The sequence below is a fragment of the Geomobilimonas luticola genome (assembly GCF_018476905.1).
GTDB lineage: Bacteria > Desulfobacterota > Desulfuromonadia > Geobacterales > Geobacteraceae > Geomobilimonas > Geomobilimonas luticola.
In genome coordinates, this window is sequence record NZ_JAHCVK010000015.1 from 1 (window position 1) to 15,685 (window position 15,685).

12 protein-coding genes are annotated in these 15,685 nt (G+C 59.3%); 2 read left to right on the top strand and 10 right to left on the bottom strand.

Going from position 1 to position 15,685, the window contains the following annotated elements:
* The 4 genes from KI810_RS16595 to KI810_RS16610 form a co-directional block, all read right to left on the bottom strand.
* The coding region (locus tag KI810_RS16595; RefSeq protein WP_214176688.1) for a methyl-accepting chemotaxis protein at positions 1 to 1,283 on the bottom strand (1,283 nt) is incomplete at its 3' end.
* A 30-nt stretch (positions 1,284 to 1,313) separates the two neighbouring features.
* Complete coding sequence (locus tag KI810_RS16600) at positions 1,314 to 1,895, bottom strand: chemotaxis protein CheW (protein WP_214176689.1); 582 nt, start codon at positions 1,893 to 1,895, stop codon at positions 1,314 to 1,316.
* Between the two features lie 30 nt (positions 1,896 to 1,925).
* On the bottom strand, positions 1,926 to 2,351 hold the full coding sequence (locus tag KI810_RS16605; protein ID WP_214176690.1) for a response regulator: 426 nt from the start codon (positions 2,349 to 2,351) through the stop codon (positions 1,926 to 1,928).
* A 349-nt stretch (positions 2,352 to 2,700) separates the two neighbouring features.
* Entirely contained in the window at positions 2,701 to 4,104 is a 1,404-nt protein-coding gene (locus KI810_RS16610) for a sigma-54-dependent transcriptional regulator (protein WP_214176691.1), read from the bottom strand.
* A gap of 172 nt (positions 4,105 to 4,276) precedes the next feature.
* Between KI810_RS16610 and KI810_RS16615 the strand changes: the two genes are divergently transcribed.
* Positions 4,277 to 5,395, top strand: a complete 1,119-nt coding sequence (locus tag KI810_RS16615; protein WP_214176692.1) for an ABC transporter substrate-binding protein — start codon at positions 4,277 to 4,279, stop codon at positions 5,393 to 5,395.
* A gap of 4 nt (positions 5,396 to 5,399) precedes the next feature.
* Complete coding sequence (locus KI810_RS16620) at positions 5,400 to 8,081, top strand: ATP-binding protein (RefSeq protein ID WP_214176693.1); 2,682 nt, start codon at positions 5,400 to 5,402, stop codon at positions 8,079 to 8,081.
* 59 nt (positions 8,082 to 8,140) lie between these two features.
* On the opposite strand, the gene KI810_RS16625 is transcribed toward KI810_RS16620, so the two are convergent.
* From KI810_RS16625 to KI810_RS16650, 6 genes are all read right to left on the bottom strand, one after another.
* Positions 8,141 to 8,614 carry a cytochrome P460 family protein gene (locus KI810_RS16625; RefSeq protein ID WP_214176694.1) on the bottom strand — a complete coding sequence of 158 codons (474 nt, stop codon included), beginning with the start codon at positions 8,612 to 8,614 and terminating at the stop codon, positions 8,141 to 8,143.
* Between the two features lie 108 nt (positions 8,615 to 8,722).
* Positions 8,723 to 9,064 carry a P-II family nitrogen regulator gene (locus KI810_RS16630; protein ID WP_214176695.1) on the bottom strand — a complete coding sequence of 114 codons (342 nt, stop codon included), beginning with the start codon at positions 9,062 to 9,064 and terminating at the stop codon, positions 8,723 to 8,725.
* Positions 9,065 to 9,222: 158 nt separating this feature from the next.
* Positions 9,223 to 12,327, bottom strand: a complete 3,105-nt coding sequence (locus tag KI810_RS16635) for an efflux RND transporter permease subunit (protein WP_214176696.1) — start codon at positions 12,325 to 12,327, stop codon at positions 9,223 to 9,225.
* Between the two features lie 104 nt (positions 12,328 to 12,431).
* Positions 12,432 to 13,691: an efflux RND transporter periplasmic adaptor subunit gene (locus KI810_RS16640; RefSeq protein WP_214176697.1), complete on the bottom strand. Its 1,260-nt coding sequence runs from the start codon at positions 13,689 to 13,691 to the stop codon at positions 12,432 to 12,434.
* Complete coding sequence (locus KI810_RS16645) at positions 13,688 to 14,986, bottom strand: TolC family protein (RefSeq protein WP_214176698.1); 1,299 nt, start codon at positions 14,984 to 14,986, stop codon at positions 13,688 to 13,690. The genes KI810_RS16640 and KI810_RS16645 overlap by 4 nt, the downstream gene beginning before the upstream one ends.
* 122 nt (positions 14,987 to 15,108) lie before the next feature.
* On the bottom strand, positions 15,109 to 15,480 hold the full coding sequence (locus KI810_RS16650; RefSeq protein ID WP_214176699.1) for a hypothetical protein: 372 nt from the start codon (positions 15,478 to 15,480) through the stop codon (positions 15,109 to 15,111).
* Positions 15,481 to 15,685: the final 205 nt, after the last annotated feature.

Genomic DNA, 15,685 nt, shown 5'->3' on the forward strand with positions numbered 1-15,685 from the left:
GCATTCCCCGCCACCGTCTGGATGGAAGCCGCCATCTGCACCATGGTCGCCGAGGTCTCTTCCGCTGCCGAAGCCTGGCTGTGGGCCGCACGGTTCAGCTGGGCGGATCCGGCCGATATTTCCTCGGAAGCAGACGCCACCTGGCCGGAAGAATCCCGTATTTTGCCGACTATATTCCTGAGGCTCTCGACCATGGCATTCAACGCATTGGCCAGGTCTCCAACCTCATCCTTTGCCCTGACTTCCAATGTCTGGGACAGGTCGCCGGCAGCCACGGCCTGGGCAAAGACAACCCCCTTGATCATGGGATTGGCGAGGGAACGGGCCACAATGACTGCCAGGACAGCAACGATAGCCACCGTCACCAGGATGATCACCATGACCATGAAGCGCAGCGCCAGTATGGGGGCGTAGATTTCGTCATCGGCCATGGCCATGGCATAAGCCCAGCCGCCCCCCGTGAAGTCGCCGGACCCCTTGGCAGGTACGACCTGGATCTCCAGGTCAACGCCGTCCCACGTGACATCGGCAAAGGCCTCCTCACCCTTGGCAAGCTTCTGGGCGAAGGCGACCATCAGGGGGTCAGAAGATTTGGCAAGGTTCTCCTTCAGCACCTTGTCCTTCTTGGGGTGGGAGATGACCAGCCCCTCCCGGTTGATTATGAAGGCGTGGCCCGTGGCGCCGTCTTTCTGCTCCTCCACCATCTTCTGCACGATGCCCCAAGACATGCGGGAGGAGATGACGCCGACGGTGGCGCCACCGGATTTGATGGGGGCGGAAAATCCGATGACGGTATCCTTAACCGTAGAGGAGTAGTTCACGTCCTCCACGAAGACCTCGCCCGCCATGGCTTTCTTGAACCATTCCCGGTTGGACTGGTTGCGGTCTACGGTGCTGTCCTTGAGTATGGCCTGGTCGCTTGCAGCCACAAAGTTGCCGTCGGCGTCAAAGACCATGACCACTTTGTAGTCATCATAGGCCTTCACAAGGGCGGACAACTTCTCGCTGGCAGCGGCGTACTTTTTCGTTTTCACCGCCTCGACAAGGTCCGGCATGGTGGCCCAGGCCTTGATGTCGTCGAAGCGATCCCCCAGCTTGGTTTCCACCTTGGCTTCAATGACGGAGGCCATGTCCAGCAACATGTCACGAGTAGTGTTCTGCAGGGACTTCTGGGCTTTCTGATAAGAGACGATACTCACCACCAGCAGCGGCACCAGGGACATGAGAAGGAAATAGAGCAGCAGTTTGCCCTGCAGCCCTTGGAAAAAGGTGCGTTTTTTCATATAAATCGGTCTCCTTGGGGGGATAGGTTCCTACTGGATGTTCTTTTCCGTCAGTAACAGTGACCTGTTAAGGTCGAGGATGATGATGAGCCGGCCCTCCAGCTTCCCGACCCCCTTGATGTAGTTCTGGTCCAGGGTGATCGCCTCTTCCGGCATCTCCTCGATGACGGACGAGGATACCTTGATCACCTGGGAGACCGCGTCCACCTGCATTCCGAGACGTTTCCCCTTCAACTCGATGACGATGATCCGCCGGGCGTCGCTTGCCTCTGCTCCCGCCTCTGTCCCTGCCGCCATCCGGAACCGGCTCCGCAGATCCACCACCGGGATGATCTTTCCCCGCAGGTTGATCACCCCCCGTACATGGGCGGGTGCACCGGGAACCGGGGTGATGTCCGTCGCCCGGATGATCTCCTGGACGCTGGCGATATCCACCCCGTACTCCTCGCGCCCCAGGGTGAAGGTGACCAGGTGGTGCAGCTGTTCTTCCTGTTGCGCCGTCACGGCCGTCGCGGTGGCATCCAGCTCCTGCTGGGCCTTCCCCACGAACTGGGCCAGGATATCCTCCGCCAGTCCCGACGGGGGGAGTGTTACGTCATTATGTTCCTGCATCTGGTGCTCCTCCGGTTTCAGCTATAGTGTTCAGAATCCGACCGATGCAGGGGGGGGTACATATTCCCCCTTCTCCGGCGAAGCTGCGCCCGTCATGATCTTGTCAATGAGGGCATGGAGTTCGGCAGGCTGAAAGGGCTTCTTCAGATATCCCCTGGCCCCCAGCGCCAGCCCCCTCAACGTGTCCTCTTCTTTCCCCTCGGTACTGATGATAATGACCGGAACCCTGCGGGTGATGCCGAGGGGTGCCGCTTTTTTCAGAAACTGGACGCCGTTCATGACCGGCATGTTGATGTCGAGGAGGATGAGCTGGATGTCTTGCTGCTTGGCCAGAATATCCAGGGCCTCCTGGCCATCCATGGCATCGACGATTTCACACTTGTAGCCGTTCATGACGAGACGGTACATCTGATGGATAAGTGACGAATCATCGACGATCAGCATTTTCTTTACCATGACATCCTCCCCTGCCGATTGTGTGTGCGTGCATGGACTCTTGGCCCTGCCCCGCTAACGTAGCGACATATCGTCAAGAGCACTAACCGTGCCCATCCCTATTTGACCGGCTGATACTGCTGTGATATCAGACTGTTGCCTGCGGCAAAGGGGATACTGGCCTTAAGGAAGGGATACGACGAATGTTGACGGATTGTCGGGCGGCAGGGACAAAGACTACATGATTCCGGTGGGTTGCATTGCGAGCGACGGGAGTGGATGGTGCAACGAATGTCGCACCCCTTTTGTCAGGGACTGGCTCGGCGGGGGAAACGGCCCAGGGATGTGCTCTCCCCGGCCGCTCTCCTCACTATTTTCTGCTGAGCCTCTTGTTCAACGCCTGGCGGGACAGACCGAGGCGGGATGCGGCAACCCCCTGGTTGCCGTCGGACAATCTGAGAGCTTCGGCGATGAGGAATTCTTCCATCTCGGTCAGGGTGGGAAACCGCCCCGTCACGCTCATCCACTGCTCGATGGAGCAGGGATGAGAAGAAGCCGTGTCCGAGGTCGAAACCTCCCTGCCGATAATCTCCCGGAAGGAAGCAGTCGACAGTACCCCTCCCTGGTGGCGTGCCATGGCGTCGTAGACCATGGCACGAAGTTCGCGCACGTTCCCCGGGAACGAGTGGGTTCGAAGGTAGCTGACCAGTTCGGGGGGATAGGCAGGCTTCTTCTTCTGCAGGGAGGTGGCGGCAGCCTCCAGGAAACATTCCAGGAGGAGAGGAATGTCCTCGGCTCGTTCCCGCAGGGGAGGGACGTGCACATGATGGGCACGGAGGCGGTAATAGAGATCCTTCCTGAATGTACCCTCCGCAACGAGCCCGCTCAGGTCGCTGTTCGTTGCCACGACGATCCGGGCGCTGCTCCGGACGGCTACGTCGGAACCGAGGGGATGGAACTCCCCTTCCAGCAGCCGGAGAAGCTTGACCTGGGACGCAGGGGTCAGATCCCCGATTTCGTCGATGAACAGGGTGCCGCCGGCAGCCCGGGCGACCATCCCTTCCCGCGCCTGGTCCGCCCCGGTAAACGCCCCCTTCCGGTGCCCGAAGAGGGTGTCGGAGAACATGTGATCGTCGAGCCCGGCGCCGTTTACCGCGACCCATTCCCCGGTGCGCCGGCTCAGGCTATGGAGTGCCCTTGCTATCAGCTCCTTCCCCGCCCCCGTTTCACCGGAGATGAGCACCGGCTGGTCCGACGGGGCAATCCCCTCCATGTAGCCGAAGATCGCTCTCATTCTGGCGCTTTGCGTGTTGATGGCAGCGAAGGCGGCTTCGTTGTGCAGTTTTCCCGAAACGAGGTATTCCCGCAACGAGGATATCTCGCGCCGCAGGGAGTGCATTTCCAGCCCCTTCCTGACGCAGGCGACGAACCGGCTGTTTTCGATCGGTTTCACCAGGTAGTCGAAGGCTCCCGTTTTCATGCATTCGACAGCCGTTTCCAGTTCGTTGGCGGCGGTCATGATGATGACCGGCAGGTGGGGATAGCTGACGGCAATCTCCGCAAGCAGTTCCTTGCCGGACAGATAGGGCATCTGCAGGTCGAGCACGACCACTCCGGCTTCCTGCTCCGCGAGAAAGGGAAGGAGCTTGCGGCTGTCCTCCATGGTCAGGACGTTGCTCAATCCCGCCTGCCGCAGCATCACGCTGGAGCTGAAAAGAATCTCCGGCTCATCGTCCACCAGCACGATTCCCGGTGAAGAATTCTTCATTTCCATTCGACAGTCCTCTGTTTATGGTATGAATTTTGAATCTTGAATGTGATTGAACGCCGCCATGATACCACAAGCAGGTGGCAAAGAAAAAGACCATAGGTGGCACTTCGGGAGAAAGCCCCGCCGGGTTTCCGGAGCTACATCGCCTTTCCAGCCTTTGGTACGGGAGAAAACCATGCAGTTCCCGCTGAAAAAGGGACTACTATTCCTGCTCGTTCTGGCGACGGTAGCACCTCTTGGTGCCTGCCACAAGGAACCGGTCAGACTGGGGTTTGTCGGCGGTATCACCGGAAAGGTCGCCGACCTCGGAGTGGCAGGCAGAAACGGTGTCATGCTGGCCGTCGAACAGAAAAACGCCGGCGGGGGGGTCAACGGCCGCCCCGTGGAACTCCTCATCCGTGACGACGGACAGAACCCCGACGTCGCCCGCCAGGCTGTTGCGGAACTCATCGGCCGGAACCTGGAGATCATCATCGGTCCGATGACCAGCAACATCGCCATGGCAGCCGTCCCCCTCGTCAACGCCTCGGAAACCATCATGCTGAGCCCCACGGTGACGACAACGGAACTGGTGGGAAAGGACGACAATTTCCTCCGCGTCATTTCAACCACCAGAGACTACGCCGGCAAAAGCGCACGCTACCAGGCGGAAACGCTTGGGCACCGCACCGTTGCGGCGATATACGATCTGGACAACCGGTCCTACACGGAAAGCTGGATCAACGACTTCCGCACCACGTTCGAATCGCTGGGGGGGCGGATGGTAGGGGCGAAAGGCTTCCGGTCGGGGGACGATATCGTCTTTTCCCATGCGGTCAAGGAGCTCCTTGCCACCCGGCCCGATGTCGTGCTGATCGTCTGCAATGTCGTCGATGCCGCCGTGGTCTGCCAGCAGGTACGCAGGCTGAATCGTTCCCAGCCGATCGCCATGGCGGAATGGGCCTCCACCGAACGTTTCATAGAACTGACGGGGGAAGCCGCGGAAGATGTCCATGTCTCCCAGTTTCTGGACCGCAACGACCGTTCCGAGCGGTATCAGAACTTCTGCAGAGCTTATCGGGAGCGCTTCGGGCAAGAAGCCGGCTTTGCCGGCATGGCCGGTTACGACGCCGCCACGGTGGCACTTGAAGCCCTCGCTCGCCAAAGGTCCGGGACGTCGCTCAAGGAAACGATCCTTGCCGTCCGCACCTTCCCGGGGGTCCAGCAGACCATCACCATCGACCGGTTCGGCGATGCGGACCGGCGAACCTTCGTCACCATGATCCGTAACGGCCAGTATGTCACCAAGGAGTGACCGCATGACCATGCGCCCCCTGCGCAAGATTCTCTCAATTCAATCCACCCTGGTGGCAGTTGTACCCTTTCTCATCGTGGTCCTCCTGGGCGTTTTCTGGCTTGTCCCCCAGATCAGCGCTGAAATCGAAACCCGTCAGCGTGAACTCGCCGGCGCCATCGCCAGCCAGGTGGAAAGCGTCCTGGCAGCATCCCAGGCAACGATTGCAGGTGTGGCGGCCCTTCAGATGAACAAGGACCTTGACTGGCATAACGTCCAGCATGTGCTCGATGCCCAGATCGGCGCATCGGCTTCGCTCCGGGCGCTTTATGTCGTCGGGCCGGACGGCAGGGTCATGGCCGCCAGCCTTCCGGCAAATCAGAGCAAACACCGGCAGGACCTGGACGGACTCGACCTGTCGCACTCCCCCCTGTTCGACGACGTCAGACGGCAGCGCCGGCCGGTCTGGTCGAACACCTTTCTCTCGGTTGTCGGCGGCGGATTGTCGGTCGCCCTGGCGGTGCCGTCGGATCGGCTGACCGTGGTCGGCGAGGTCGGGCTGGACCAGTTGACGGAAGTTCTCAGGCACACCGCCGCGAGGGAAGAGCAGCTCATCTTCGTCATCGACCGCCGCGGGCAGATCATCGCCGACCAGGATGGCCGCTACACGGCCCAGCAGTTGAACATCAGCAATATTCCCCTCGTCAGACAGGGGCTGGCCTCCCCGACACCGTTGACCGGACGTTTCAGGCTCAATGACCGCGACATGATCGGCAGTATCGTCGAATCCCCCTTCATCAAGTGGGATGTCCTGGTGGCCCAGCCGATAGAGGTTGCCTACCGCTCGGTACTTACCACCACCAGGATTGTCGGGGCGGGGCTACTCGCCGCCCTGCTGCTGGGAATAACCGCCGCCCTCTACATGGCCCGGCAACTGTCGCGGCGGTTCGGCAAGCTGGCAGCCTACGCCCACCATATCGCCATCGATGAGGAGTCCCTTGAACGGCCGCAGGTAAACATTGCCGAGTTCGAGCAACTGGCCGACGACCTTCGGCAGATGGCAGATTCGATCCGCAAGCGGGAACGCCAGCTCCGCACCAGCGAGCGCCTCCTCCAGTCGGTCATGGACAATACCATCGAGTACCAGGGGCTACTCTCTCCCGACGGGAAAGTCGTCGACGCCAATTCGGCAGCCCTTGACCTCATCGGGACAACGAAGGAATCGGTTGTCGGATGCCATTACTGGCAGACCCCCTGGTGGAACCACGACCCGGTTTTGCAGGAAAGGCTGCGCCGGGCGGTCGCCAGTGCTTCAGCGGGGGAGTTCAGCAGGTTCGACGCGACCCACCGGGATTCGTCCGGCAACCTGCACTACATCGATTTTTCCCTGACCCCCATGAAGGACGATACCGGAAATGTCATCTACCTGATCCCCGAGGGACACGACGTCACCGAACAACGAAAGACGGAGACAGCCCTCAGAGAAAGCGAGGGGAGGTTCCGGCAACTGTTTAACCAGAACGACGATGCACTCTTCCTCATCAGGACGGAGAGCTTCGAGGTCATCGACGTCAATCCGGAGGCACTGAACCTGTTCGGTCTCGCCAGGGAAGAAATCGTCGGCCGGACATTTCTTTCGATCATTGCACCCGACGATTTCCAGATGTTCGTCGAGTCGGGCGCCATCAGTGATACCGCCCCGGTATTCCATCTGGAACGGGCCACGAGCTTCAGCAGGAGCCGGGGGAACCTCACCGTTTCCCTGCGGGGAAAGATCCTCACCCTGGAAAATGAATGCATCATCTACTGTTCCATCCGGGACATGACCGACAAGGTCCGCCTCATGGAAGAAATCCGGGCAAGCCAGGCAAAGCTGATCCAGGCCGACAAGATGGCCTCCCTCGGCCTCCTCGTTTCCAGCGTCGCCCACGAGATAAACAATCCGAACACGTACATTTCCGCCAATGCCACCATGCTGGCACGGTCATGGCAGGATGCGACCCCCATCCTGCTGGAGCATCGCAGGGAACATGGCGAATTCTCCCTGGGAGGGCTCCCTTCCGCGGAAATGGAGACCCTCGTGCCCCGGCTTTTCAACGGCATCATCGACGGCTCCCGCAGGATTTCCGAAATCGTCAACAACATGCGGGATTTCGTCAAGTCGGAAAAGGGGGGGCGCCAGGGAACCATTGACGTCAACCGGATGATCCAGGCCGCCACCTCCATCCTCTGGCATCACATCCACCGGCATACCGACAATTTCCAGATGGAACTGCAGCCTGACCTGCCACCCGCCAGGGGAAGCGGACAACAGGTCGAGCAGGTGATCATCAACCTGGTGATGAATGCGCTCCAGTCCCTGCCGGACAAGGCACGGGGCGTGTGGGTGACCAGCCGGTACGACGAAACGGCCGGCCAGGTGGTGATAACGGTGAGGGACGAGGGAAAAGGGATGGGGAGGGAAGAGCTGGAGCAGCTCAGGGAACCCTTCTTCACGACCAGGGCGGAAGAAGGGGGGACCGGCCTGGGGCTGTACATTACGGACTCCATCGTCAGGGAGCATGGGGGGACCATCGAGTTCCAGTCCGAGCCCGGCAGGGGAACGACCACAACCGTCCGACTGCCGGCGATCCACGCAAAACCGGAGAGTGGAACCGGAGAAACGGCAGCAGCGGCCGATAACGGTACGGAACTCCATCCGCCATGAAAAAAGGCCCCGCACCGTGGCGGGGCCTTTCCACTTCCTGGTGTCGGGAAAAATCTTTCCTACCTGAACTCTGCGTACTTTGAAATAACCAGGTCCGTATCCTTCGCCATCTTCAGGTGGCACTCGTAGCAGTTCTTCACCGGGTCCACCGCGGACGGTTTGCCGTCGGGGTTGAAGCCGGCGAAGAGCCAGCCGCCGGTCCCCTTCTGCTTCTTGTCCTTCCGCATGAGGACCACCATGTTCTTCTTCCCCGCCACCTGCCTGCCGCCTTCATCCTTGATGGTGAAGAACTCCACCACGAACTGGCTACCCTCGGGGTAGGCGCCCCCTGACCTGAAGGCGGGCATCGCCTTCTTGTCCACGTAGGTATAGTGGATGCCGTAGAACAGGGAATTCTTGTCGGTGATGATCTGCTGCTTGCTCTTCTCCCACTTCGCATACCCCTTGGGGAGCGTCACCTTCCCCGCCGCCAGCGCGCTGGAGGCAAGCGCCGTCACGGCAAGGGCCGTCAACAGTGTAGCTATTTTCTTCATCTTTCTTCTCCTTCACGGCTAAATAATGGGGCCAGATTAGCCGAATCCGACCGGTTTGTCACGTGAAAGGTGCCCCACCCGCAGTCGGTATCGGTACGCGACCTTGCCCTAAATCGCATCTCTCCCCCGTTCGTTTGTCCGTATCTTTATGATTTCGTCAACCGTCGATACAAAGATCTTCCCATCCCCCGTATTGCCAGTATGGGCATATTTCTGAATCACGTTGACGACTTCTTCCACCATCCCGTCATCGACGACTACCTCCAGCTGGATGCGCGGAATGAACTCCACCATCTCGTACGTAACCTTGTCGTGAGCGTTTCTGGCCCGCCCCTTGCCAAATCCCTTGATTTCCGACACGGTCACTCCCGGCAGGCCATCGATCTCGTGAAGCTCTTCGGTCACCTCCAGCAATTTCGACGGCCGGATGACGGCTTTTATCTCTTTCATGGAATTCTCCTTTACGTATGGATTTACATAACCATTCAGCGTCGCCTTCAACATAACTCCCCCTAGCCCCCTCTTAGCTTAAGAGGGGGTTTAAAATCCCCTCCCCTTGGTTAAGGGGAGGCTGGGAAGGGTTATGCAGCTCGCTTGCACTTGAAAGACTACATCTCTTCCTCGACTTTTCTCTTTTCGAACCAGCCGTAGACTGACGGAATAATCAGCAGGGTAAGCAGGGTCGACGTCACCAGTCCACCCACGACAACGGTGGCGAGTGGTTTCTGGATTTCCGACCCCGCTCCGCTGGCCAGGAGCATCGGCATCAGGCTGAAAATCGCGATGGATGCGGTCATAAGGACCGGGCGCAGGCGGTCAAGGCTCCCCTTCCTGATCGCTTCCTGCAAGCCGAACCCTTCATCGCGCAGTTGCGAGATGCGCGACACCAGCACCAGGCCGTTCAGCACCGCCACGCCGAAGAGGACGACGAACCCGACCGACGCCGGAACGGACAGGTATTGCCCTGACATGAAGAGTGCAAAGACACCGCCGATCAGGGCGAAGGGGAGGTTGGAAATGACCAGCAGGGCCAGGCGGATCGATCTGAAGGTTAGATACAGCAACAGCAGGATCATGCTGATGGCTACAGGTCCGATGATCATCAGCTTGTTCATCGCCCGTTGCTGATTCTCGAACTGCCCCCCCCAGGTGACATAATACCCGGCCGGGAGTTTGACCTGCGCCCTGATCTTCTGCTTCGCCTCGGCAACGAAACTGCCGATATCCCTGCCGGTGATGTTCATCTCGATGCCGATCCGTCTAACCCCGTCCTGGCGGCTGATCTGGGCCGGGCCTTCGATCATCTTCACCTCGGCCAGCTGTTCCAGCGGCACATTGATACCGGTTCTCGTGGTAATCAGCAGGTTCTTGATCGCCTCCAGGGAATTCCGCTTTTCTTCCGGCAGACGGACCGTGATGTCGAAGCTGCGGTTCTCCTCGTACAGCTGCGATGCCGCTTTACCGGCCACGGCAATTTCGATGACCTTCTGCACGTCGCTGATATTCAGGCCATACCGGGCAATTTTCGCCCGGTCGATGTTGACGGTCAGGTAGGGCTGCCCCGTAATCTTTTCCGCGTTCAGATCGGTCCCCCCCTTTACGGTGGAGAGGACCCTGGCGATTTCGGCCGATTTTTCAGTGAGCACGTCGATATCTTCGCCGAACAGCTTGAGGATAAGCTGCGCCCGGGTTCCGGCCACCAGCTCGTCAATCCGGCACTGGATCGGCTGGCTGAACCCGAAGTTTATTCCCGCAACCGATTCCAGGGACTTGCGCATCTCGTTGGTCAGCTCTTCCTTGGAGATGTCCCGCTTCCATTCACTCTTCGGCTTGAATATCCCCACATAGCCGGTTTTGTCAGCCCCCCTGGTATCCAGGGCGACGCCGGTCTGCCCGGTCCGCCCCACGATGGTATCCAGTTCGGGAAACTGCTTCAGCTTTGCCGCCGCCAGCTGGTTTACTTCCATCGCCTTGGCCAGGGAAACGCCGGGAAGCATGGCGATATCCATGTCAAACGAGCCTTCATCCATGGTCGGGATGAATTCCGTTCCCAGCCGTGTCACCAGAAAGAGCGAGGCGACCAGGAGAACGCCGGCAACACCCAGAACTACGCGTTTTGTGTTCATGGCGTAGTCGAGCAGCGGCAGATAGAGCCGGTTCGCATGCCGCATGATATAGCTCTCTTTTTCCGGATGCGGCTTCAGAACCAGGATGCACAGGACCGGTATAACGAATATCGACAGGAACAAAGAGGCAAGCAGTGCAATGGCCACCGTTATGGCCAGCGGCCCGAACATCTTCCCTTCGATCCCTTCCAGGGAAAGAATGGGGATGAAGGTGAGCGCGATGATGAGCTCGCCGAAGATGCTCGGTTTCCTGACTTCCATGACCGCTTTGAGAACGGTCAAGAGTTTGGGATGTCGCCCCCCCTCTTCGCTCAGATGGCGCTGGACGTTTTCCACCTGGATGATGGTCGTGTCGATGATCATGCCGATGGAAATGGCCAGACCACCCAGGGACATCAGGTTTGCCGTGATCCCCGTGAGTTTCATCACGATGAATGTGGCCAGGAGAGAGAGCGGCAGCGCGATAAGCACCACGACGCTGCCACGGATACTGTTCAAGAGCAGGTACAGCACGATCAGGACCAGGATTGAGCCTTCAATCAGAGCCTTATTGACCGTCGAGACGCTCGCCTTGACAATGTCGCTCCGGTCATAATAGGAAACAATCTTGATCCCTTCCGGGAGCACATTGTTTTCATTCATCTCCTTGACTTTGGCCGCGACCCGGCGCACGACATCACGGCTGTTCTCCCCCCGCAGCATCATGACGATGCCGCCGACACATTCGTCCTTGCCGTCCTTCATGGCAGCACCCATGCGGACTGCCTCGCCGACCTTCACCTGGGCCACGTCCCGGATATAGGTCGGGGTTCCGCCGGCGGATTTGAGGACGATGGTTTCGATGTCGCTGACATCCTTTATCAGGCCGACGCCCCGGACGATGTACTGGTCCGTGCCCCGCTCCAGAAGGTTCCCCCCGACGTTTTCGTTGTTGCTGCCGATGGCGGAATAGACATCATCCACGGTCAGGGCATATTTCAGCAGTTTCTCCGGCGACACGATCACCTGATACTGCTTGAAATAGCCGCCGAAGGAGTTGATCTCGTTCACGCCGGCGACACTTTTCAATTGCGGGGTGACAATCCACTCCTGAATGGTTCTCAAATTGGTCAGGTAGGCGATCTTCTGCTGCGGGTCATCGGGCATCTTCCCTTCGAGCGTATACTGGTAGACCTCCCCCATGGCGGTGCCGATGGGACCCATGGCGACCTCGACACCCCTGGGGACCTTCTCCCGCGCCTCGGCCAGCCGCTCGAACACCAGCTGCCGGGCAAAATAGATATCCACGTTGTCCTTGAAGACGATGGTGACGATGGAGAGGCCGAACTTGGTCACCGAACGCATCTGTTCGATATCGGGCAGGCCGCGCATGGACATCTCGATGGGATAGGTGACGTTCCGCTCGATCTCCAGTGCCGACAGGCCATCGGCATGACTTACCACTTCGACCTGAATGTTCGTTACATCCGGAAAGGCATCTATCGGCAGCTTTGCATAGGAATAGAGGCCGAAGGTGATGATCAGGAGAGCCAGGAAGATGACCATCCCCTTCTGCCGTAACGTATAGGCAATCAGTTTTTCTAGCATTGGTATTTTCTCCAGTTTAACCCCTCCAAACCTCCCCTTGTCAGGGAAGGCTTAAAGGCTTCCCCCCTGATAAGGGGGGAGTGAGGGGGGTTTGTATTGAGCCCTTATTTGCCATGGCCATGCTCGTCAACAACTTCACCCTTCTTCAGTTCCGATTTGAGAATGAACGCCCCCTTTGTGGCGTAACGTTCCCCCTCTTCCAGACCGGAAACGATCTCGACCATGCCGCCTGCCGTCCGGCCAGCCTGAACCTGGCGCGCCGCGAATTCAGCTTCCTGTTCCGCGACGAAGACCACCTTCTTGCCATCCAGGTCCTGCAGGGCATCCTCGGGGACCGCCACCACCGGCGGCGCATCAGCCGCCAGCGCCAGTTCGACGGTGGCGAACATCTCCGGCTTCAGCTTGCGGCCCGGGTTTGCCACCTCGACCCGCGCCTTGACCGTACGGGTGGCCTCGTCAACCAGGTCGGCGATGTAGGTGATACGCCCCTTCAGCTTCATGTCGGGAAAGGCGCCAACGGTGACGATTGCCCCCTGCCCCTTGTGCACCTTGGCCAGGTCTTTCTCGTTGATATCCACCAGCACCCAGACCGAGGAGAGATCGGCCACGGTATAGAGGCTCTTGGAGGGGTCGGAAAGTTCGCCGACGATGGCATGCTTCTCGGTGATGATGCCGCCGATGGGGGAACGGACCGGCAGGAGCAGCCGTTTGTGGTTGTCTCCCGCAAGGTCGGAGCTGGAGACGCCATACAGGGACAAGCGTTCTTCGTCGGTATGCAACTCGGCCTGGGCGGTCTTGAAATCGGTCTCCGCCTGGAGGATATCCTTGCGGGCGGCGATCTTCTTCTCCACCAGGCCTTTGATCCGATCCATGTTGGACTGGGCCAGGGCGAGCTTGGTCTTCGACTGACGGTAGCGGTTGAGGGCTTCACCGAGCTCCACACTGTCCAGGGTCGCCAGGGCCTGCCCGGCGGCAACACTGTCACCCAGTGAGGCCCTGACGGCGACGATCTTGCCGGAAATGCGGGGCGACACATGGGCGATCCGGTCAGCATTGGCCTCAACCTTGCCGGTGGCGCTGACGCTCCCCGCGAGCCGCTGCTTTTTCGCTGCGGCGACGACCACACCGTTCTCCTTCTGCACCGCGGCGGTCATCTTGACGCTGCCCGCCTCGCCGTGCTCTTCATGCCCTTCTTCCCCTTCCTTGTGCTCCTTGCCCTCTTCATGGCCGCCGGCCTTTTCTGCCCTGTGGCCGGCCTCAGTATGCCCGGCATGTTCCTTTTCGTCATGGTGGGAACGGTAGTACAGGCCGCCGCCAAGGGCCAAAGCCAGAATGAGTCCGATGATGATTGCTTTTTTGTTCACTGCGCACCTCCGGTGAGTTCCGTTGCCACTGCCGCTTCGAGTTTCACGAACGCCGTCCGGCGGTCATGCAGCGCCGTCAGGTAACCTTCGCTGACTTCGAAGAATTTCTTCTGTTCCTGAATGACTGCCAGGATACCGACCTCGCCGAGGCGGTAGGCTTCCTGGGTCAAGTGCAGGTTTTCCTCAAGTTGGGGAATAATGGTTGCCTTGTACAGGGAAAGGACTTTTTCACTGTTCAGATAGCGGGCATAGGCCGTTTCAACGTCCCGTTCCACATTCCTCGTAGCGGCCAGCAGGCGGCTTTCGGCGCTGCTCCGTCGGGCCCTGGCCTCCTGAATGCCTGCCTGGTTGCGATCGAAGAGAGGGAGTGGCAGTGAAAGCCGGATACCGAGCAGGTTGTCCCGAACCTTCTCTTCCCCCGCCCCGGTTGCGTCGGTTCTTCGTTCGTGGGAATAGAAGAGCCCGGCCGTGAGGTCGGGGACCCCCTCGGCCCGGGCCAGGTTAATGTCCGCTTCGCCCCTGCTTTTTTCGGCCTCCAGCGCCTTGATATCCGGCCGATTCTCTCCTGCAAGCCGCTTCAGATCCAACAGCGACGTTGCCATGGGTACATCGGCATCGAGATTGCCGGCTAGCGCGGGGGATTCACCACCCGGAAGCCCAATGAGAGTCCAGAGTCTTGCCTGGCTTTGGCTCAGCTCTTTTGCGACATCAATCCGGGAACCTTCGCTCCGTGCCAGCTCAACCTTGACCAGGTTCATTTCCAGTTCCGGAATGTCCCCCGCCGCCAGGCGCTCCCGGGTCACCTCCAGGAGCTGACGGTTGAGATCGATGGCCCGGTCCGCCAGGTCGGTCCGTTTTTGGGCCAGGATGGCATCATGGAACGCGGTCTTCACCTCTTCGCGGAGCACCCGCTCCCGGTCGGTCAGCTGCCAGCGATAGATCTCCAAGTCGCGTGCTGCGATGGTCAGGCGCTTGTCCCGTTTTCCCGCCAGGGAGAATTCCTGCGAAATCCCGATGGACAGGTTGTTCTCGTCCTTGCTGCCGGTCAAGGCACCCGTCCCCGCCTCCAACTCAAGGGTTGGATTCGGCAAGAGCCCCGCTCTGACCTTGCCGGCATCGCGGATACCCTTTTCCTCGCGAAACGCGTTGAGGTCGCCATTGTTCTGCAGCGAAAGCTCGACCACCCTGGGGAGTGACAGCGCTTGTTCCTCTCCCCGCACAGGGGTTGACGATAGAATACATATGATTCCTGGCACCAGGAGCAAGGCTCCCCGTGCAGATGCAGTTGTTCCCAAAGGAATGACCTCCTTTATTCATTTGTGAATGATGAGATGGACAGCGGTTGCGGTCGCACCACGACGAAGGGAGAAGACAGATTTGTCCCTGATTCAGGGCAAACTACTCCCGTCGTGGCGTTTCAGGCGTGTATTTGCGGGGGGACGAACTTGGGCAGATAGACTTCCGGAAAACGAAAAAAAGAGTCGATGGGGACAAGCGTGGAAACATGGGGAGTGTGAACGGAAAAACCGAAATGGCTGGTCAGGGGGAGGTGGCAGCTGCAGTAGCAGGAAGAATCGCAGTCGTTGTGACCGGCATGTTCGCCGGCAGGACAGGAGGGGCAGTGGTCACCCTCTCCTACCAGCTGACAGGCGACCGTTTCCTGGCCACCATGACCGTCCCAGCACTGTTCGACGGCATGGGTCTCCCGGCACAGTCCCATCACGCTGGCGGTAATGACGACTGCCAGGAGAAGGAGCGTGACGAACTTGTGCAGGAGGGTATGCGCCATGGGGTAACGGGCCTTTGGATAAAAGTTATGGAAGGATACCCTGTCTGCCGATTTTTTGTCAATCACTAAGGAACATGCTGACTACTCGACATCGTTTCTTCCCCCACCCAACCCTCCCCCGCTGGGGGAGGGAAAAGAGTTCTCCCCCCGGAGGGGGGAGGAAGGAGGGGGGAACGTCGAGTAGTCAGATTCCGCCTTAGTAACA

What these genes read in the sequence shown, in the direction of transcription:
- KI810_RS16635 (WP_214176696.1), bottom strand. Translation starts at nt 12,327, where the DNA reads ATGCTAGAAAAACTGATTGCCTATACGTTACGGCAGAAGGGGATGGTC.
- KI810_RS16615 (WP_214176692.1), top strand. Translation starts at nt 4,277, where the DNA reads ATGCAGTTCCCGCTGAAAAAGGGACTACTATTCCTGCTCGTTCTGGCG.
- KI810_RS16625 (WP_214176694.1), bottom strand. Translation starts at nt 8,614, where the DNA reads ATGAAGAAAATAGCTACACTGTTGACGGCCCTTGCCGTGACGGCGCTT.
- KI810_RS16600 (WP_214176689.1), bottom strand. Translation starts at nt 1,895, where the DNA reads ATGCAGGAACATAATGACGTAACACTCCCCCCGTCGGGACTGGCGGAG.
- KI810_RS16620 (WP_214176693.1), top strand. Translation starts at nt 5,400, where the DNA reads ATGACCATGCGCCCCCTGCGCAAGATTCTCTCAATTCAATCCACCCTG.
- KI810_RS16610 (WP_214176691.1), bottom strand. Translation starts at nt 4,104, where the DNA reads ATGGAAATGAAGAATTCTTCACCGGGAATCGTGCTGGTGGACGATGAG.
- KI810_RS16650 (WP_214176699.1), bottom strand. Translation starts at nt 15,480, where the DNA reads ATGGCGCATACCCTCCTGCACAAGTTCGTCACGCTCCTTCTCCTGGCA.
- KI810_RS16605 (WP_214176690.1), bottom strand. Translation starts at nt 2,351, where the DNA reads ATGGTAAAGAAAATGCTGATCGTCGATGATTCGTCACTTATCCATCAG.
- KI810_RS16630 (WP_214176695.1), bottom strand. Translation starts at nt 9,064, where the DNA reads ATGAAAGAGATAAAAGCCGTCATCCGGCCGTCGAAATTGCTGGAGGTG.